This is a genomic window from Serratia sp. CY56464, from assembly GCF_052168435.1.
Lineage (GTDB): Bacteria > Pseudomonadota > Gammaproteobacteria > Enterobacterales > Enterobacteriaceae > Serratia > Serratia marcescens.
In genome coordinates this window covers 99,441-118,415 of sequence record NZ_JBJNMV010000008.1, presented here as the reverse complement: position 1 = coordinate 118,415, position 18,975 = coordinate 99,441, and the positions used below count along the sequence as shown (strand labels likewise).

17 protein-coding genes and 1 rRNA gene are annotated in these 18,975 nt (G+C 57.6%); 10 read left to right on the top strand and 8 right to left on the bottom strand.

Translation table 11 applies throughout. From position 1 onward, the window contains the following. Window positions 1–109 (top strand): 5S ribosomal RNA (gene rrf, locus ACJ8KE_RS23115); the annotation flags it as partial. A 72-nt stretch (window positions 110–181) separates the two neighbouring features. Here the strand turns inward: rrf and mobB are convergent. Further along, window positions 182–700 (bottom strand): molybdopterin-guanine dinucleotide biosynthesis protein MobB, encoded by a 519-nt coding sequence (gene mobB / locus ACJ8KE_RS23110; RefSeq protein ID WP_097101161.1) that lies wholly within the window; start codon window positions 698–700, stop codon window positions 182–184. Beyond that, on the bottom strand, window positions 697–1,287 hold the full coding sequence (mobA, locus tag ACJ8KE_RS23105; protein WP_049299556.1) for a molybdenum cofactor guanylyltransferase MobA: 591 nt from the start codon (window positions 1,285–1,287) through the stop codon (window positions 697–699). Before mobA ends, mobB begins: the two co-directional genes overlap by 4 nt. A 148-nt stretch (window positions 1,288–1,435) precedes the next feature. Between mobA and ACJ8KE_RS23100 the strand changes: the two genes are divergently transcribed. From ACJ8KE_RS23100 to dsbA, 3 genes are all read left to right on the top strand, one after another. After that, a complete protein-coding gene (locus tag ACJ8KE_RS23100) occupies window positions 1,436–1,705 on the top strand; it encodes a YihD family protein (RefSeq protein ID WP_004931268.1) in 270 nt (89 codons plus the stop codon). Between the two features lie 98 nt (window positions 1,706–1,803). Then, window positions 1,804–2,790: a serine/threonine protein kinase gene (locus tag ACJ8KE_RS23095; RefSeq protein ID WP_442517379.1), complete on the top strand. Its 987-nt coding sequence runs from the start codon at window positions 1,804–1,806 to the stop codon at window positions 2,788–2,790. 29 nt (window positions 2,791–2,819) lie between these two features. Beyond that, complete coding sequence (gene dsbA, locus ACJ8KE_RS23090; protein ID WP_004931264.1) at window positions 2,820–3,443, top strand: thiol:disulfide interchange protein DsbA; 624 nt, start codon at window positions 2,820–2,822, stop codon at window positions 3,441–3,443. A gap of 41 nt (window positions 3,444–3,484) precedes the next feature. On the opposite strand, the gene ACJ8KE_RS23085 is transcribed toward dsbA, so the two are convergent. Beyond that, window positions 3,485–4,381 (bottom strand): acyltransferase, encoded by an 897-nt coding sequence (locus ACJ8KE_RS23085; RefSeq protein ID WP_028128069.1) that lies wholly within the window; start codon window positions 4,379–4,381, stop codon window positions 3,485–3,487. 497 nt (window positions 4,382–4,878) lie between these two features. Here ACJ8KE_RS23085 and polA point away from each other — a divergent pair, with 497 nt between their 5' ends. Further along, window positions 4,879–7,677 (top strand): DNA polymerase I, encoded by a 2,799-nt coding sequence (gene polA / locus ACJ8KE_RS23080; RefSeq protein ID WP_016929638.1) that lies wholly within the window; start codon window positions 4,879–4,881, stop codon window positions 7,675–7,677. 191 nt (window positions 7,678–7,868) lie between these two features. Next, the gene (locus ACJ8KE_RS23075) at window positions 7,869–7,916 is read left to right on the top strand and encodes a spot 42 RNA, inhibition of DNA synthesis (RefSeq protein ID WP_071892919.1); all 48 of its coding nucleotides are present in this window, start codon (window positions 7,869–7,871) and stop codon (window positions 7,914–7,916) included. A gap of 278 nt (window positions 7,917–8,194) precedes the next feature. Here ACJ8KE_RS23075 and yihA read toward each other — a convergent pair whose 3' ends face one another. Continuing rightward, window positions 8,195–8,839 (bottom strand): ribosome biogenesis GTP-binding protein YihA/YsxC, encoded by a 645-nt coding sequence (gene yihA / locus ACJ8KE_RS23070; RefSeq protein ID WP_004931258.1) that lies wholly within the window; start codon window positions 8,837–8,839, stop codon window positions 8,195–8,197. A 734-nt stretch (window positions 8,840–9,573) separates the two neighbouring features. Here yihA and yihI point away from each other — a divergent pair. Together yihI and hemN are read left to right on the top strand one after the other, a co-directional pair. After that, window positions 9,574–10,116 (top strand): Der GTPase-activating protein YihI, encoded by a 543-nt coding sequence (gene yihI, locus ACJ8KE_RS23065; protein WP_015379455.1) that lies wholly within the window; start codon window positions 9,574–9,576, stop codon window positions 10,114–10,116. Between the two features lie 182 nt (window positions 10,117–10,298). Further along, on the top strand, window positions 10,299–11,672 hold the full coding sequence (hemN, locus tag ACJ8KE_RS23060; RefSeq protein ID WP_049299559.1) for an oxygen-independent coproporphyrinogen III oxidase: 1,374 nt from the start codon (window positions 10,299–10,301) through the stop codon (window positions 11,670–11,672). 34 nt (window positions 11,673–11,706) lie between these two features. On the opposite strand, the gene ACJ8KE_RS23055 is transcribed toward hemN, so the two are convergent. The 4 genes from ACJ8KE_RS23055 to glnA form a co-directional block, all read right to left on the bottom strand. Next, window positions 11,707–11,829 carry a YshB family small membrane protein gene (locus ACJ8KE_RS23055; RefSeq protein WP_004931250.1) on the bottom strand — a complete coding sequence of 41 codons (123 nt, stop codon included), beginning with the start codon at window positions 11,827–11,829 and terminating at the stop codon, window positions 11,707–11,709. Between the two features lie 113 nt (window positions 11,830–11,942). Continuing rightward, window positions 11,943–13,355: a nitrogen regulation protein NR(I) gene (gene glnG, locus ACJ8KE_RS23050; protein ID WP_141971886.1), complete on the bottom strand. Its 1,413-nt coding sequence runs from the start codon at window positions 13,353–13,355 to the stop codon at window positions 11,943–11,945. Window positions 13,356–13,363: 8 nt separating this feature from the next. Continuing rightward, a complete protein-coding gene (gene glnL, locus ACJ8KE_RS23045; protein WP_004931246.1) occupies window positions 13,364–14,413 on the bottom strand; it encodes a nitrogen regulation protein NR(II) in 1,050 nt (349 codons plus the stop codon). A 194-nt stretch (window positions 14,414–14,607) separates the two neighbouring features. Further along, entirely contained in the window at window positions 14,608–16,017 is a 1,410-nt protein-coding gene (gene glnA / locus ACJ8KE_RS23040; RefSeq protein ID WP_004931244.1) for a glutamate--ammonia ligase, read from the bottom strand. Window positions 16,018–16,386: 369 nt separating this feature from the next. On the opposite strand from glnA, the gene typA reads away from it, so the two are divergent. Both typA and yihX read left to right on the top strand, forming a co-directional pair. Beyond that, complete coding sequence (gene typA / locus ACJ8KE_RS23035; protein ID WP_004931243.1) at window positions 16,387–18,210, top strand: ribosome-dependent GTPase TypA; 1,824 nt, start codon at window positions 16,387–16,389, stop codon at window positions 18,208–18,210. 166 nt (window positions 18,211–18,376) lie between these two features. Then, entirely contained in the window at window positions 18,377–18,967 is a 591-nt protein-coding gene (yihX, locus tag ACJ8KE_RS23030) for a glucose-1-phosphatase (RefSeq protein ID WP_004931242.1), read from the top strand. The last annotated feature ends 8 nt before the right edge of the window (window positions 18,968–18,975 follow it).

The window sequence follows — 18,975 nt, the reverse complement described above, 5'->3', positions numbered from 1 at the left end:
GCAATAGCGCGGTGGTCCCACCTGACCCCATGCCGAACTCAGAAGTGAAACGCCGTAGCGCCGATGGTAGTGTGGGGTCTCCCCATGCGAGAGTAGGACACTGCCAGGCATCAAATAAAGCCGAAAGCCCTGAACGTCAGTTCAGGGCTTTTTGCTATGCGTAAAACGTCAAAAAGCGCAGCTACGCTGCGCCTTTCAACCACTCGACAATAAAGTCGGCGATGCTTTCCGGTCGGTTGAGATCCAGCTGCTTAACCGTGATGGATAGCGGTCGGTCGCTGGCTACCGCTATAACAAACTGATCCAGCATATCTTCCAACGGTCTGCCGATCTCGGCCCGATAAAGCAGGATCTTACTGACCGGTTCATGTTTGAACCCTTCCACCAGGATCAAATCGACCTTATCGGCGTCAAAGCGCCCCGCCAGATAATGCAGATCCAACGGTTGTTGCTCCGGCGTTTCGGTCATTAATGCCCAACGCCGATCGCTGGCGACCAGCGTTTGGTCTGCGCCCGCTTTACGCAGCTCATAGCTGTCTTTACCCGGCGTATCCACATCCATATCGTGGTGCGTATGCTTTATCAGCCCAACCCGTACCTGGCGTTGTTTCAGCAGTGGGATCAGCTGTTTGAGCAGGGTGGTTTTCCCCGTTCCGCTGTAGGCACCGATGGCCAGCAAGGGGGGCAATACAGGATTCATTTCTTTAGCTCTCGTGTTTGTTGCCAATGTCGGCAGTCTGCCGGCGTATTCAGGTTATGAAATGCCGCTTGTTGCCCGCTGAACACTACGCGTTGTGCGCCAATTTGATGCAAGAACAGCATCAGCTTGCGTTCACCGCGCGCCAGATAGTCGGCCAGCTGCGGCGCTATTTGGCTATGCAGTAACGCCAGGGTGGGGTGATCACGTTCGCCATCGCTGGCAAAGGCCGCCTGCGCCGCGCCTTTTTGCTGCCATAGCTGAGCGACTAAGTCGGCGGGAAAGTCGGGGACATCACAAGGGACGAAGGCCACCCATTCGCTGGAAGATTGCTTGAGCCCGGCCAGCATGCCGGCCAGCGGCCCGGCGAAATCGGGCGTCAGATCTCCAATCACCGGCAAACCGCTCGCCTGATAACATGCCTGATTGCGATTGGCGCTGATGACGATGGAAGTCACCTGCGGCCGTAACCGAGCCAATACGTGTTGATAGAGTGCGATCCCGCCAATCGACACCAGGCCTTTGTCTTCACCGCCCATGCGCGTGGCCCGTCCGCCGGCCAAAATGACGCCGCTGATTTCTTTATGCATCTCGTTTATCCCGCCTTGTCGATGGGCTGATTGTAGCGCTAAAGCAGACGTGACATCAGGATTTACCTTTATTGACAAGCCGGTTCTTTCACTGCGTGGGTAAGCCTGTTACTTTGTGAGTTTATTCATGCTATTGGACGATATTGAGATGAAAACGCATCGCGTAAACGAGTTGATCGAGCTGTTGCACCCGGCCTGGCAGGAAGATCCCGATCTCAATTTGATGCAGTTTTTGCAAAAGCTGGCGAAGGAAGCGGGCTTCCAGGGCGAGTTGTCCGAACTGAGCGACGACATTCTCATTTATCACCTGAAAATGCGCGGTAGCGCCGGCACGGATCAGATCCCGGGTCTGAAGAAAGATTACGAAGAAGATTTTAAGACGGCGCTGCTGCGCGCTCGCGGCGTTATCAAGGACTGATCCTCGTGCGGTGCGAGAAAGCATAGCGCGTGAAATGCGCCATTAATGCTACTATTTCTCATTCCCGGCACCGTGCTGTCAGCGATCAAACGAACGTTATGAATAACTCTGCTTTTAATTTCGACACCCTGTCGCCCGATTTGATTATGGACGCTCTAGAAGGAGTTGGCCTGCGCGTCGATTCCGGCCTGACGGCGCTGAACAGCTACGAGAACCGTGTCTATCAGTTTATGGACGAAGATCGCCGGCGCTACGTGGTGAAGTTTTACCGCCCGGAGCGCTGGAGCGCCGCACAGATCGGTGAGGAACATCAGTTCGCTCTGGATCTGGCCGGCGCGGAGATCCCGGCGGTGGCGCCGTTGGCGCTGCAAGGCGCTACGCTGCATACGCACGGCGGCTTTTTCTTTGCCCTGTTCCCCAGCGTGGGGGGCCGGCAATACGAGATAGACAATCTGGATCAGTTGGAATGGGTGGGCCGTTTTCTGGGGCGTATCCACCAGGTCGGCGGTGAGCGTTTGTTCGCCGAGCGGCCAACGATGGGGATTGAAGAGTACCTCACCGCCCCGCGCCAGGTGCTGGCCGATTGCGAGCTGCTACCGGCAACGCAGCATGACGCGTTCCTGCAGGCGACGGATAATCTGATTGCGGCGATCAAGTCGCACTGGCATCTGAACTGGCAGCCGCGCCGTTTGCACGGTGATTGCCATCCGGGCAATATTCTGTGGCGCGATGGCCCGCTGTTCGTCGATCTTGATGACGCGCGCAACGGCCCGGCAGTGCAGGATCTGTGGATGTTGCTGCACGGCGAACGTCGCGATCAACTGATGCAGCTGGATGCCTTGCTGGAGGCGTATAGCGAATTTGCCGAGTTCGATCAGCGCGAGCTGGCGTTGATTGAACCACTGCGGGCGATGCGCATGGTGTATTACCTGGCCTGGGTCGCTCGCCGCTGGCAGGATCCGGCCTTCCCTAAGAGTTTTCCGTGGATGGCGGAGTCTGATTTCTGGTTGTCTCAGACTGCGGCCTTCACCGAACAGGTTAAGCTGTTGCAGGAGCCCCCTCTGCAGCTGACGCCAATGTATTGAAGCTTTAACACAATGGAGAGTTTAGTCTTATGAAAAAAATATGGTTGGCGCTCGTTGGCATGGTGATGGCATTCAGTGCCTCGGCGGCACAGTTTAGCGATGGCGCTCAGTATGTGACCCTGGACAAACCGGTGACCGGCGAGCCGCAGGTGTTGGAGTTCTTCTCCTTCTACTGCCCGCACTGCTACCAGTTCGAGCAGGTCTATCATGTGTCTGAGAACGTAAAGAAAGCGCTGCCTGCCGGCACCAAAATGACCAAGTACCACGTTGAATTCCTGGGGCCGTTGGGCAAACAGCTGACTCAGGCATGGGCGGTGGCGATGGCGCTGGGCGTGGAAGACAAGGTGAGCCCGCTGATGTTTGAAGCGGTGCAGAAAACCCAGACCGTGCAAACGCCGGATGATATCCGCAATGTCTTCGTGAAAGCAGGTGTGACCGCAGCAGATTATGATGCGGCCTGGAACAGCTTCGTGGTGAAATCTCTGGTGGTTCAACAGGAGAAAGCCGCAGAAGATCTGCAGCTGCGCGGCGTGCCGGCGGTATTCGTCAACGGCAAATACATGGTTAAGAACGATGGCCTGGACACCAGCTCGATGGACGCTTACGTGAAGCAGTTCGCCGATGTGGTTAAATTCCTCAGCCAGCAGAAATAAGCCAGACCCCATGCGAAAACGCCGGCATCGCCGGCGTTTTTTTATCCATATTGCCGTTTCAATTTATCCAGCAACCGATCTTTTTCCTGCCATAGCGTATTCAGCCACAGCTGGAAGCGCCGCTTGAACTGCTTGTCGTTGAAGTAGTCCCCGTGCAGGGTTTCATCGATCGGCAGCGTCTCTATTCTCACCACGATACGCGTCAGCCGCCCGCACAGCATATCCCTAAAAGGCCGTTGGTTATTTTCCGGATAGAGCAGAGTAACGTTCAACACTTTGTCGAACTGATTGCCCAACGCGCTGAGCGTAAACGCGATGCCGGCGGCTTTAGGCGCCAGCAAATTGCGATACGGCGAATTGCTTTTAATTTTCTTGGCTTCGGTGAAGCGTGAACCCTCGACGAAATTGACGATGGTGGTTGGACGCTGGCGGAATTTTTCGCAGGAACGGCGCGTCGTTTCGATATCCTTGCCGCGCTTTTCCGGATGCTTGAGCAAATAGGCGCGGGAGTAACGCTTCATGAATGGCATATCCAGCGCCCAGCAGGCCAGGCCGACAAAAGGCACCCAGGCGAGCTGTTGCTTGAGAAAATACTTATTCATTGGAATATGATTTCTGAACAGCACGCACAGTACGACAATGTCCGACCAACTTTCGTGGTTGCTGATCAGCAGATACCAGTTTTTGCGGTCCAGCCCTTCCAGCCCTTCAATATCCCAACGCAATTGCCCGTTAATGCGCAATAACAGCGCCAACCCTTGGCACCAACACCACATCATGAAATCGGCGAAAGCCGAGATATATCGCCAGACGGCGGGAATGGGCACCAGGAGTTTCACGATGCCGGCCAGCGTGATGGGGATGGAGCACAACACCGTCACCAGAATGGTAAGTATGACGGAAATGATAAAGATAACAGGCGTTAACAATCTTGGCATGATTATGGGCTGACGGTTGTTGGGAACATCGTTGCATGCCAAAACGCATGAACAAAAACGCATTTTAACAGAAATCGCCGGGGTAAAGCGCCGCTAAAAATCACTGTTTTTCGTCTCATCGGATAACCATTTGCTGAGTTTTCGTGCAACTTGTCCAGCTTGTGCTATGGTAATTGAGGCGCCGAATTTGATGAATAGTGCGATTAAAATCCGGCGAAAGTTATATCCACAAATCCAATAAAAGCCAATAATAAAGCGTCGCCGGAATTCGTTCTTTTAACGCGGTGATTTAAATAGGAATTTTATTCGCCGTTATAACGATAATCGCAGCGTTATAATTCGGTCTCTTTTCTATGCACAAAGTTATCCACAGGTAAGATCTTGCGGATCCTCGCACACAATCACATCATTTTCGTCCGCAATGCACGCTAAGGTTCGTCTCCGACGGCCAGCTATGGCATGCTTACCCCTATGTCCGATCACGATAAAGAAACGCTATGGCCCAGATTGCAGAAAACCCACTAATCCTGGTTGACGGTTCCTCCTACCTCTACCGCGCTTATCACGCCTTCCCGCCGCTGACCAACTCGGCGGGCGAGCCGACCGGCGCGATGTACGGCGTGCTGAATATGCTGCGCAGCCTGCTGCTGCAGTATCAACCGAGCCACGTTGCCGTGGTGTTTGATGCCAAAGGGAAGACCTTCCGCGATGATCTCTTCGCTGAATACAAGTCACATCGGCCGCCGATGCCGGACGATCTGCGCGCGCAGATCGAGCCGCTGCACAGCATGGTCAAGGCGATGGGCCTGCCGCTGCTGGTGACGCCCGGCGTTGAGGCGGACGACGTTATCGGTACGCTGGCGCTGGAGGCCGAAAAGGCCGGCCATGCGGTGCTGATCAGCACCGGCGACAAAGACATGGCGCAGCTGGTGACGCCGAACGTCACCCTGATCAACACCATGAACAACACGATCCTCGGTCCGCAGGAAGTGTGCGACAAGTACGGCATTCCGCCGGAGTTGATCATCGACTTCCTGGCGCTGATGGGCGATTCATCGGACAACATTCCCGGCGTACCGGGCGTGGGCGAGAAAACCGCCCAGGCGTTGCTGCAGGGTATCGGCGGGCTGGATGCGCTGTACGGTAATTTGGAGAACATCGCCACGCTGAGCTTCCGCGGCGCCAAAACCATGGCGGCCAAGCTGGAACAGAATAAAGAGGTCGCGTACCTCTCCTATAAGCTGGCGACGATCAAAACCGACGTCGAACTGGATCTGACCTGCGCGGACCTGACGGTGTCCGAGCCGGATGTCGATACGCTGCAACAGCTGTTCAAACAGTACGAGTTCAAACGCTGGCTGGCAGACGTGGAAGCCGGCGTCTGGCTGGAACACAAGAAAGGCGCGGGTGCGAAAGCTGCCGGCGCCGCCAAACCGGCTGCCGCCGTGGAAGCGCCGAAAGCCTTGGCGGAAGCCAAGCTGTCCCAGGATGGGTATGTCACTATCCTGGACGAAGCGACCTTTACCGACTGGCTGGCGCGGCTGAAAAAGGCTGACGTATTTGCCTTTGATACCGAAACCGACGGTCTGGATACCCTGACCGCCAACCTGATCGGCCTGTCCTTCGCGATCGCGCCGGGCGAAGCGGCTTATTTGCCGGTGGCGCACGATTATCTGGATGCGCCGGCGCAGCTGGATCGCGCTTATGTGCTGGAAGCGCTCAAGCCGCTGCTGGAGGACGAGAAGGCGCTCAAGGTCGGGCAAAACCTGAAGTTCGACATGAGCCTGCTGGCGCGCTACGGCATCGAGATGCGCGGCATCGCCTACGACACCATGCTGGAGTCCTATGTGCTGGACAGCGTCGGCGGCCGTCACGATATGGACAGCCTGGCCGATCGTTATCTGGGCCACAAAACCATCACCTTTGAAGAGATCGCCGGCAAGGGCAAAAACCAGCTGACGTTCAACCAGATCGCGCTGGAGCAGGCGGCGCCTTACGCCGCTGAAGACGCCGATGTCACGCTGCAGCTGCACCTGGCGATGTGGCCGCAGCTGAAACAGAGCGCGGAACTGCTGACGGTATTCAATGAGATTGAAATGCCGCTGCTGCCGGTGCTGTCGCATATCGAACGCACCGGGGTGCTGATCGATCCGGCCATTTTGTCGGCCCACTCCCAAGAGCTGGCCAAGCGTCTGGCTGAGCTGGAAGCGCAGGCCCACGAGCTGGCGGAAGAGCCGTTCAACCTGGCCTCGACCAAGCAACTGCAGGCGATCCTGTACGAAAAACAAAAGCTGCCGGTGCTGAAGAAAACCCCGGGCGGGGCGCCGTCCACTAACGAAGAGGTGCTGGCCGAGCTGGCGCTGGACTACCCGCTGCCGAAGGTGATCCTGGAATACCGCGGCCTGGCGAAGCTGAAGACCACCTATACCGACAAGCTGCCGCTGATGATCAATCCGGTCAGCGGGCGGGTGCATACCTCGTACCATCAGGCGGTGACCGCCACCGGCCGCCTCTCCTCGAGCGATCCGAACCTGCAGAACATCCCGGTGCGCAACGAAGAAGGGCGGCGCATTCGCCAGGCCTTTATTGCGCCGGAAGGTTACCGCATCGTCGCGGCCGACTACTCGCAGATCGAGCTGCGCATCATGGCGCATCTGTCACAGGATGAAGGGCTGCTGAAGGCCTTTGCCGAAGGGAAAGACATTCACCGCGCCACGGCGTCGGAAGTCTTCGGCGTGCCGCTGGATAAAGTGACCGGCGAGCAGCGCCGCAGCGCCAAGGCGATTAACTTTGGTTTGATTTACGGCATGAGCGCTTTCGGACTGGCGCGTCAGCTGGGGATCCCGCGTGGGGAAGCCCAGCGCTATATGGATCTCTACTTCGAGCGTTACCCGGGCGTGCTGGATTACATGGAGCGCACCCGTCAGCAGGCTTCCGAACAGGGCTATGTCAGCACGCTGGACGGCCGCCGTCTGTATCTGCCGGACGTCCGCTCCAGCAACGCCATGCGCCGCAAGGCGGCCGAGCGCGCCGCCATCAACGCCCCGATGCAGGGCACGGCGGCCGATATCATCAAGCGTGCGATGATCGAGGTCGACGCCTGGCTGCAGGGGCAGGAGAAGCCGTTGGTGCGCGCGATCATGCAGGTGCACGATGAATTGGTGTTCGAGGTGCATGAATCGGTGATCGACGAAGCCAGCCAGCGCATCCGCCAACTGATGGAAGGCAGCATGACGCTGGCGGTGCCGCTGAAGGTCGATGTGGGCGTCGGCATGAACTGGGATGAGGCGCACTGATCGCCGGGTTATCGCCGTATGCGCTAACTGGCGATAACCTAAGCACTTTTCGTAATTAAGCTACAAGATGCGGCGATAGTTTCCCCAACTTCGCCATTCTTGCGCCGCAAATTGTGTAAGTAAACTACAAAAAATTCTTTTGCCCTGCGAAAAAATGATGTAGAGTTACAGGCGTAGGGTACAGAGGTAAGATGTTCTATCTTTCAGACCTTTTACTTCACGTAATCGGATTTGGCTGAATATTTAGCCGCCCCAGTCAGTATTGACTGGGGCGTTTTTTATTGTAAAAACAGCAGCAAACCATACGTTTTTCCTATCGCTCGGCCCCGCTTTTCATTTCAGCTTCCGCTCCCTCAATCCGCGTAATTCGGCGAGACAAGCCCGTTTTGGCAATAAGTCTTTATGATGGCTTTATTTCAAAAATGTAATTAGATAACGAAAAATCCCGCCTGCGGCCGATCTGCGGGCATAAAAAAGCCGATGCGGCGAGGCATCGGCTCAAACGTGCGATCAGGGCTTATTCGCCGATGTCCTCTTCCGGCAGCACTTCCGGCGGGATCTCGTTAAACCAGGTGTCCAGCTTCTGGCGCAGCTTGTCGACGCCGATCTTTTTCAGCGATGAGAAGGCTTCGACCTGGATATCCCCCATAAACGGCAGCACCGCTTCACGCACCATGTTGAGCTGCGCCTTGCGTGCGCCGGAGGCCAGCTTGTCGGCCTTGGTCAGCAACACCAGCACCGGCGTGCCGACGTCGACCGCCCACTGGATCATCTGCTGGTCGAGATCTTTCAGCGGATGGCGGATATCCATCAGCACCACCAGCCCTTTCAGGCTGTTGCGCATCTGCAGGTATTCGCCCAGCGCGCGTTGCCATTTGCGCTTCATTTCTTCCGGCACTTCGGCGTAGCCATAACCCGGCAGGTCGACCAGACGAATGCCGTCTTCCACTTCGAACAGGTTGATCAGCTGGGTGCGCCCCGGCGTCTTACTGGTGCGCGCCAAGCTTTTTTGATTGGTCAGCGTATTCAGCGCGCTGGATTTACCGGCGTTGGAACGGCCGGCAAAGGCGACTTCAATTCCTGCATCCCCCGGCAGATGGCGAATATCGGGTGCGCTGGTGACGAAATGGGTCACATGATAGTTGTAGTTCTTGCTGGTCAAAATTTTTCGTCTCCGTGAGGATGGCTAACTGGTTGGCGATTATAACTGCATCAGCGGTAAAAATGGCGTGTTTCTCCGTTTTTAAGCGGCGGGGCGCGATAAAACGGCAGTTATGCCGACCGTACGTTGTGAGACATTTGCCATTCGAATCGCGGGTAATGTCGCTTTATTCGAAAGCGATATTTCTGTTTCTATTTTAAAAACAATGTGTTGTTTTTTCGTTGTGTGGAAATGTCAGTCAAATCGGCGTCAGGTGCCTTGAGCCTTCGCAACAATAACGTAAAGTACTCGTTAACGCAGGGTTGCGCAGGATTAGGGAACATCCGGGAAGGATGACAAATCTTAGGGAATGCACAGGGCGTGCAATGAGTGCCAGGATGAACGCAAAAGGAAGTGACCCTTTCGCACCGGAATAGGCGGCAGGCACATCGGATGGTGAAGTATCGGCAGTTTGGATGCCCGCAGGAAGCACGCTCGGGAAGAGCGGATGCGAATGGATTGCGCCATGGACGATTTTCCTTTCAGGATGAAGGACGTAGTGGCAGGGAATGCGGTTATAGCAGAAGGAAAAACCGGGATGTTGCATGTACGCAAGGAGCGCGTAACAGGAATACCCTTCGCAAGAAGGTGCGAAATAGGCGGCAGGTTTAACCTGCCGCCTTTTTTCTTTGTCCGCTTTCTGCTAGATTCCGCCGCAATTCTATACTGAATCTACATACCTAAGAGCACACGCTATGAACCAGCCATCAAAAGCACCTCGCGGCAGCGCGGCGAAGTCAAAAACGAAAAAGAAAAGCCGTATGGAGCTCGATCAGGAAGCGCGCGAGCGCAAACGCCTGAAAAAGCGCCGCGGCCACGCTTCCGGTTCACGCACCCAGGTTGAGTCCGGCAGCCAAAAAAACAAATCGGCGGCGGAAGCCAAAGATCCGCGTATCGGCAGTAAAGTGCCGGTTGCGCTGGTGGTCGACGAAACCAAAGTGAAGGCCAAACCGCAGCCGAAGCCAAAGGCCGAAGCGAAACCGCGCCTGTCGCCGGAAGAAGAGCTGGCGAAGCTCGAAAATGACGAACGCCTGAACGCGCTGCTGGATCGCATCGACGATGGCGAAACGCTGAACGCGCAAGAACAGGCGTATGTCGATAAGACGCTGGATCGTATCGATGTGCTGATGGACGTGCTGGGCATCGAGCTGGGCGATGAAGACGACGAGGAAGAAGAAGAGAAGCAGGAAGATATTCTGAAGCTGCTGAAAGGCGGCAACCCGAAAGACGCCTTTTAACGCGCCATGTGGCTGATCCCGACAATAGCCCTACTCTTGATGTGTTATCTGCTGTGGTTATTCGGTAAACTATGGCGGCTGTCTAAGCGCAAAGCGCGTTTTCGCAGCGCTTCCGTGGCCAGACAGCGCAGACAACCGCCCCTCTCCCGGCCCGGTAGAAAAAGATATCGGAAGGAGTGAGCATGTCAGAGCAGACGATTGTCTGGGATTTGGCCCTGATCCAAAAATATAACTACTCAGGGCCGCGTTATACCTCATACCCCACGGCGCTGGAGTTTAACCAGCGCTACGACGAAGCGGCGTTTCAACGCGCCGCGGCGCGCTACCCTGAGCGGCCGCTGTCGCTGTACGTGCATATCCCTTTCTGCCATAAGCTTTGCTATTTCTGCGGCTGCAACAAGCTGGTGACGCGCCAGACGCACAAGGCCGACGAATACCTGAACGTTTTGGCGCAAGAGATCGCCAGCCGTGCGCCGCTGTTCGCCGGCCGCAAGGTTGGCCAGATGCACTGGGGCGGCGGTACGCCAACCTACCTGGACAAAGCGCAAATCAGCCGGCTGGTGGCGCTGCTGCGCGAACATTTTGATTTTCTGCCCGATGCGGAGATGTCGATCGAAGTCGATCCGCGCGAGATAGAGCTGGATGTGCTCGATCATTTACGCGCCGAAGGCTTTAACCGTTTGAGCATGGGGGTGCAGGATTTCAACAAGCAGGTGCAGCAGTTGGTCAACCGCGAGCAGGACGAAGCCTTCATCTTCGCTCTGATCGAACGGGCCAAAGCGCTGGGCTTTCGCTCGACCAATATCGATCTGATCTACGGCCTGCCGAAACAGACGCCGGAAAGCTTCGCTTTCACGCTGCAGCGGGTGGCCGAACTGAATCCCGATCGCCTCAGCGTGTTCAACTACGCGCATATGCCGAATTTGTTCGCCGCCCAGCGCAAAATCAAAGACGCCGATCTGCCCAGCGCTCAGCAGAAGTTGGATATCTTGCAGCAGAGCATCGCGTTCCTGACTGACGCCGGCTATCAGTTCATCGGTATGGATCACTTTGCACATCCGGACGATGAGCTGGCGATCGCCCAACGCGAAGGCAAACTGCACCGCAATTTCCAGGGCTACACCACTCAGGGCGACAGCGATCTGCTGGGGCTGGGCGTGTCGGCCATCAGCATGCTCGGCGACAGCTATGCGCAGAACCAGAAAGAGCTGAAGCATTACTATGACAGCGTATCTGCGCAGGGCAACGCCCTGTGGCGCGGGCTGGCGCTGACGGATGACGATTGCTTGCGGCGCGATCTGATCAAAACGCTGATCTGCAACTTCCGGTTGGCGTATCAGCCGCTTGAACGGCAATACGGCATCGATTTCACCGCCTATTTCGCCGAAGACCTGCAGCTGCTGGCGCCGTTTGAACGCGATGGGCTGGTGGAGCGCGATGAGCAAGGCATTCGCGTTACGCCGCGCGGGCGCCTGCTGATCCGCAATATCTGCATGTGTTTCGACCGCTATCTGCGGCAACAGGCGCGCAGCCAGCAGTTCTCTCGGGTGATCTGAGGATGAAAAAACAGCCGCTGATGCGGCTGTTTTTTTAACTGAAGAAGTTAATCAGCGCGGCGCACAGCACCGCGGCGACCGCCGCCTGCGGAGTGTGGCTGGCGGCGGAGCCCAGCTCCGCGCCCTGAGAAATGAATGCGATGAATGAGTCCAGCATCGTCAACCTCCAGAGTGTGCGACACGATCATACTGCGCCCGCACCGGCTGTAAAGCCTGCGGTTGGCGTTTTTTTGTGCGCCGGACTGCGTTTTTCATCATCCATCCCCGTTCCTATTCCATGCCCAGCTCTTTAAGCTTGCGGGTGAGGGTATTGCGCCCCCAGCCCAGCAGGCGCGCGGCTTCCTGTTTGTGCCCCTGGGTGTGGCGCAGGGCGGTGGTGAGCAGCGTGCGCTCCATTTCCGGCTGGGCTTCCGATAGCAGGTTTTGATGACCGGAACGCAGCGCGCGATCGGCCCACTGCGCCAGCAGCGTGGCCCAGCTGTCCGGCAGACTGTGGCTGGGGCTCTCCGGCGCGGCGGTTTCGAACAGCTCACCCGGCAGATCCTGAATCAGCACTTCCTGGCCGGCGGCCATCACCGTCAGCCAGCGGCAGGTGTTCTCCAACTGGCGCACGTTGCCCGGCCAGGGCAGGCGAGTCAGCGCAGTTTCGGTTTCCGGATGCAGGTTCTTGGCCTCGACGCCCAGCTCTTTGGCGGCGATCTGCAGGAAGTGGCGCGCCAGCCGCGGGATGTCTTCACGGCGCTCGCGCAGCGGCGGCAGGTGTACGCGGATCACGTTCAGGCGGTGGAACAGATCCTCGCGGAACTTGCCTTCCTGTACCCGCAGCTCCAGGTTCTGGTGCGTGGCGGCGATGATGCGCACGTCGACCTTCACCGGCGCATAGCCGCCGACCCGGTAGAACTGGCCGTCCGCCAGCACCCGCAGCAGGCGCGTTTGCACGTCGAGCGGCATATCGCCGATCTCGTCGAGGAACAGCGTGCCGCCGTCGGCCTGTTCAAAGCGCCCCTGGCGGATTTGGTTCGCGCCGGTGAAGGCGCCTTTCTCGTGGCCGAACAGCTCGGACTCGATCAGATCCTTGGGAATAGCGGCCATGTTCAGGGCGATGAACGGTGATTTGGCGCGCGGGCTGTGGCGGTGCAGCGCATGCGCCACCAGCTCTTTACCGGTGCCGGATTCGCCGTTGATCAGCACGCTGATCGACGAACGCGAGAGCCGGCCGATGATGCGAAACACGTCCTGCATCGCCGGCGCCTCGCCGATGATGTCCGCCGCCGGATCGCTGGCCGGCTGGCTGCGCACCGGCTGCTGCTGTTCCTGATAATGGCTGATGGCGCGATCGACCAGCGCCACCGCTTCGTCGATGTCGAACGGCTTCGGCAGGTAGTCGAAGGCCCCTTGCTGGTAAGCGCTGACGGCGGCGTCCAAATCCGAATGCGCGGTCATGATGATCACCGGCAGCATCGGGTGACGCTGTTTGATCTGCTTGAGCAGCGCCAGACCATCAATGCCCGGCATGCGGATATCGGACAGCAGCACGTCGGGAGTTTGCGTGGCCAAGGCTTCCAGCACGTCATTGCCGCCTTCGAAGGTGGCGCAGCTCAGGCCCGCGCCGGTGAGCGCGCGCTCAAGCACCCAGCGGATGGAGCTATCGTCATCGACGATCCAGACTATCCCTCGTTGCATTGCAAACCTCACTGACGAATGGGCAGGTAGACCGAGAATTCGGTATGACCTGGCCAACTGTTGAATTCAATTTTTCCGCAATGCTGATCGATCAGATTGCGGGCGATGGATAATCCCAGGCCGGTACCGCCTTCACGGCCGCTGACCATCGGGTAGAACAGCGTGTCCTGCAGCTGCGCCGGCACGCCGGGGCCGTCGTCTTCGACGTCGATGCGCGCCGCCAGTCGGTAGCGGGTGCCGTGCAACGTAATCTGAAACGCGGTGCGGGTGCGCAGCGTGATGGTGCCGCCCGCCTCGCCCAACGCCTGCAGCGCATTGCGGGTGATGTTCAGCAGCACCTGTTCTATCTGATCCGGATCGTGGGCCATTTCCGGCAGGCTCGGATCGTAGTCGCGCACCAGCGTGACGTTATCCGGCATTTCCAGCGACACCAGTTGGCAGACGCGCTCCGCGACCTGATGGATGCTTTGGGTGATGTGCTGGCCGGGCCGTTGCGGCCCGAGCAGGCGATCCACCAGATTGCGCAGCCGATCGGCCTGCTCAATGATCACCTTGGTGTATTCGGTCAGCGCCGGATCGGGCAGCGCCTTGGCCAGCAGCTGCGCCGCGCCCCGCAGGCCGCCCAGCGGGTTTTTGATTTCGTGCGCCAAACCGCGCACCAGATCGCGGGCCGCCACCTGTTGGGCATGCTGCAGCTGTTCCTGGCTCAGGCGGCGCTGATTGTCCATCGGCGCCAGTTCGACCAGGATATAGCCTTCCGGCAGCGCCTGAGCGGTCAGGGAAAGGATATGCGCGCGGCCGTCGACCACCAGGGTCACTTCGTTATCGGTGAAGCCCTGCCCGGCGCGCAGGCTTTCGCGCATCAAAGAGACGTTCAGCGAAAAATAACCGAGCAAATCGGGCAGCGGCGTACCGAACAGCTTGCGGGAGCTTTGCGCCAGCAGCTGCTGTGCCGCCGGGTTGGCGTAGTGAACCGCCAGTGAGTCATCCAACAGCAGGATGCTGTTGATGAGTGAATTGAGGATCTGCCCAGCATCGGGCAGCTTGCCAGTTGCCATACAGCAGACTCCTGCACCTTTTTAGTGCATCTATCCTACTCCATCCGGGATCGACACGGTATGGAATAGTTTTGCAGAAAATACGGTGGAGAAAAAAACCCATCCGAAGATGGGCTGAAAGTTTCCACGGCAACAAAAAAGCGATAACAAAAATTGTGGGCGCCATCCGCCAGGGCAGACGGCGCGGGTAGAACTTAGACGCTGTAGTACAGTTCGAACTCGACCGGGTGTGGCGTCATGCGAATGCGGTCCATCTCTTCTTTGCGCAGTTCGATGTAGGCATCGATCGCATCGTCGGTGAACACGCCGCCGCGGGTCAGGAACTCGCGGTCTTCGTTCAGTGCGGCCATCGCCTCGTCCAGCGAGCCGGCCACTTTTGGGATCTCGGCTTCTTCTTCCGGCGGCAGGTCGTACAGGTTTTTGTCCATGGCGTCGCCAGGGTGGATCTTGTTGATGATGCCGTCCAGGCCGGCCATCAGCAGCGCGGCGAAGCACAGGTATGGGTTAGCCGCCGGATCCGGGAAGCGGGCTTCGATGCGGCGCGCTTTCGGGCTGGCGACCACCGGGATACGGATGGACGCGGAGCGGTTACGGGCGGAGTAAGCCAGCATCACCGGCGCTTCGTAGCCCGGCACCAGACGTTTGTACGAGTTGGTGGTCGGGTTGGCCAGCGCGTTGATCGCCTTGGCGTGCTTGATGATGCCGCCGATGTAGAACAGCGCGGTTTCAGACAGGCCGCCGTATTTGTCGCCGGCGAACAGGTTGGTACCGTTCTTGGACAGCGACATATGGCAGTGCATGCCGGAACCGTTGTCGCCGAACATAGGCTTCGGCATGAAGGTCGCGGTTTTACCGAAGGCGTGCGCCACGTTGTGCACTACGTACTTGTAGATCTGAATTTCGTCGGCTTTCTTGGTCATGGTGTTGAAGCGGGTCGCCACTTCGTTCTGACCGGCGGTCGCCACTTCGTGGTGGTGCGCTTCAACCACCAGGCCCATCTCTTCCATGGTCAGACACATGGTGGAACGCAGATCCTGCGAAGAGTCGACCGGTGGAACCGGGAAGTAACCGCCTTTCACCGCCGGACGGTGGCCTTTGTTGCCGCCGTCGTATTTTGTGCCGGAGTTCCAGGCGCCTTCGATATCGTCGATCGCCACGTGGGAACCGCGGATGCTGCTGCCGAAGCGGATGTCGTCGAACAGGAAGAACTCAGGCTCTGGCCCGAACAGCACGGTGTCCGCGATGCCGGAGGAGCGCAGGAAGTCTTCGGCGCGTTTGGAAATGGAGCGCGGGTCGCGATCATAGCCTTGCATGGTGCCCGGCTCGAGAATGTCGCAGCGAATGATCAGCGTAGGTTCTTCGAAGAATGGATCCAGAACCGCCGTGCTGGCGTCCGGCATCAGCACCATGTCAGATTCGTTGATGCCCTTCCAACCACCGATAGAGGAGCCGTCAAACATTTTACCTTCTTCGAAGAAGTCGGCGTTTACCTGGTGAGCCGGGATAGTCACGTGCTGTTCCTTACCCTTGGTGTCAGTGAAACGCAGGTCTACGAATTTCACTTCATGCTCATTCAGCATCGTCAAAACGTGTTCAGCGGACATACTTAACTCTCCCGGTTTATCATTGTCGTCGTCGTGGAACGAATCTGTGGAACTGGCTTTTTTCGCCTTGAAAAGACTAAAGCGAAAAGCGTGCCAACTTTTAAAAAAGGCTTTCATCGCCTTTCTGCGCGGGTTTTACCCAACCCCAGTATGCACCATCAGTGATAAATTGCACCGAAATGGTGCAGTTGGAGTGAGCGAGGGCACTGAAATGGTGCAAAAGTGCAACGATTGCGGCTTTTTGCACCGTGAAAGGGATCACAAACTGACCGGTACGCGGTTGTTTATAAGAGATGGTTGTGATCTTGTTTAGTCCCTCGCTTAATACGTGTACAATAGCGCGCTATTTCTAATGCCCGAGGCAAAGCTGTGATCGAAAATTTGCGTAACATCGCCATTATTGCCCACGTTGACCATGGTAAAACCACCCTGGTTGATAAGCTGCTGCAACAATCCGGTACTTTCGGAGAGCGTGCGGAAGCCACCGAACGCGTAATGGACTCCAACGATTTGGAGAAAGAGCGTGGGATTACCATCCTCGCAAAAAACACCGCCATTAATTGGAACGGTTACCGTATCAACATCGTGGATACCCCAGGACACGCCGACTTCGGCGGCGAGGTAGAGCGCGTGATGTCGATGGTTGACTCGGTGCTGCTGGTTGTGGATGCAATGGATGGCCCTATGCCGCAAACCCGCTTCGTGACCAAGAAGGCCTTCGCCAATGGTCTGAAGCCGATCGTGGTCATCAACAAGGTTGACCGTCCTGGCGCGCGCCCTGACTGGGTTGTGGATCAGGTGTTCGACCTGTTCGTGAACCTCGACGCGACCGACGAGCAGCTCGACTTCCCGATCATCTACGCTTCTGCGCTGAACGGCATCGCCGGCGTCGACCACACCGACATGGCGGAAGACATGACCCCGCTGTATCAGGCGATCGTCGACCACGTGTCTGCGCCGCAGGTTGAGCTGGAAGCGCCATTCCAGATGCAGATCTCCCAGTTGGACTACAACAACTACCTGGGCGTTATCGGCATCGGCCGCATCAAGCGCGGTAAAGTGAAGCCGAACCAGCAGGTCACCATCATCGACAGCGAAGGCAAAACTCGCAACGGTAAAGTGGGTAAAGTGCTGGGTCACCTGGGTCTGGAGCGTATCGACAGCACCCTGGCGGAAGCGGGCGACATCATCGCCATCACCGGCCTGGGCGAGCTGAACATCTCCGACACCATCTGCGACACCAACGCCGTAGAAGCGCTGCCGGCGCTGTCCGTCGACGAACCGACCGTCACCATGTTCTTCAACGTCAACACCTCGCCGTTCTGCGGTAAAGAAGGCAAGTACGTGACGTCGCGTCAGATCCTTGACCGTCTGAACAAAGAGCTGGTACACAACGTGGCGCTGCGCGTTGAAGAAACCGACGATGCGGATGCCTTCCGCGTATCCGGTCGTGGCGAGCTGCACCTGTCGGTGCTGATCGAAAACATGCGCCGTGAAGGTTTCGAACTGGCGGTTTCCCGTCCGAAAGTTATCTTCCGCGAAATCGATGGCCGCAAGCAGGAGCCATTCGAGAACGTGACGCTGGATATCGAAGAGCAGCATCAGGGTTCCGTGATGCAGGCGATGGGCGAGCGTAAAGCCGACCTGAAAAACATGGATCCGGACGGTAAGGGCCGCGTGCGTCTCGACTACGTGATCCCAAGCCGCGGTCTGATCGGCTTCCGTAACGAATTCATGACCATGACTTCGGGTACCGGTCTGCTGTACTCCACCTTCAGCCACTACGACGACGTGCGTCCGGGCGAAGTGGGCCAGCGTCAGAACGGCGTGCTGATCTCCAACGGCCAGGGCAAAGCGGTCGCGTTCGCGCTGTTCGGCCTGCAGGATCGCGGCAAGCTGTTCCTGGGCCACGGTGCGGAAGTGTATGAAGGCCAGATCATCGGTATTCACTCACGTTCCAACGACCTGACCGTAAACTGCCTGACCGGTAAGAAGCTGACCAACATGCGTGCTTCCGGTACTGACGAAGCGACTACCCTGGTTCCGGCCATCAAAATGACCCTGGAGCAAGCTCTGGAGTTCATCGATGACGACGAACTGGTAGAAGTGACGCCAACCTCGATCCGTATCCGTAAGCGTCACCTGACGGAAAACGATCGTAAGCGTGCCAGCCGCGGTCCAAAAGACGCTTAATCGCTGATTGAGTGTCTCATGCTTAGGGCGCGGTTCTCGCGCCCTGAGTTTTTTCCTCTGTTGTTCCCCGTTTGTGCGGCGCGCTATGCGCTTTTCCGTTCGCTCCCTGTTCAGCTGTTCCTTTTCCCGCTACAGTGAAATCTCACCGGCCCATCAGGAGAGGACTATGCTGTATATCTTTGATTTAGGTAATGTGATCGTCGATATCGATTTCAAGCGTGTGCTGGGCGTGTGGAGCAATTTGAGCGGCACGCCGTTGGCGGTGCTGTCCGATCGTTTCGCCATGGGTGAGGTGTTCCAGCAACATGAGCGCGGTGAAATCAGCGACGAAGACTTCGCCGGCAAGCTGTGCGATGAAATGGGCATCGCGCTCAGCTTCGAACAATTCGCCACCGGCTGGCAGGCGGTATTCGTCGCGCTGCGTCCGGAAGTGATCGACATCATGCAGCGCCTGCGCAACGAAGGCCACCGGGTGGTGGTGCTGTCGAACACCAACCGTCTGCACTGCAACTACTGGCCGCAGCACTATCCTGAAGTGGCCGCCGCCGCCGATCATCTCTATTTGTCGCAAGATCTCGGCATGCGCAAGCCGGAGGCCGATATCTATCAACATGTGCTGGCCGCGGAAAACACCGCCGCCGCCGACGCGGTGTTCTTCGACGATCACCCGGCGAACGTCCTCGCCGCGCAGGCGCTGGGGATCAAGACGGTGCACGTCACCGATCGCGACGTGGTGCCGGCCTATTTTGCCCAATGAGCGCAGGG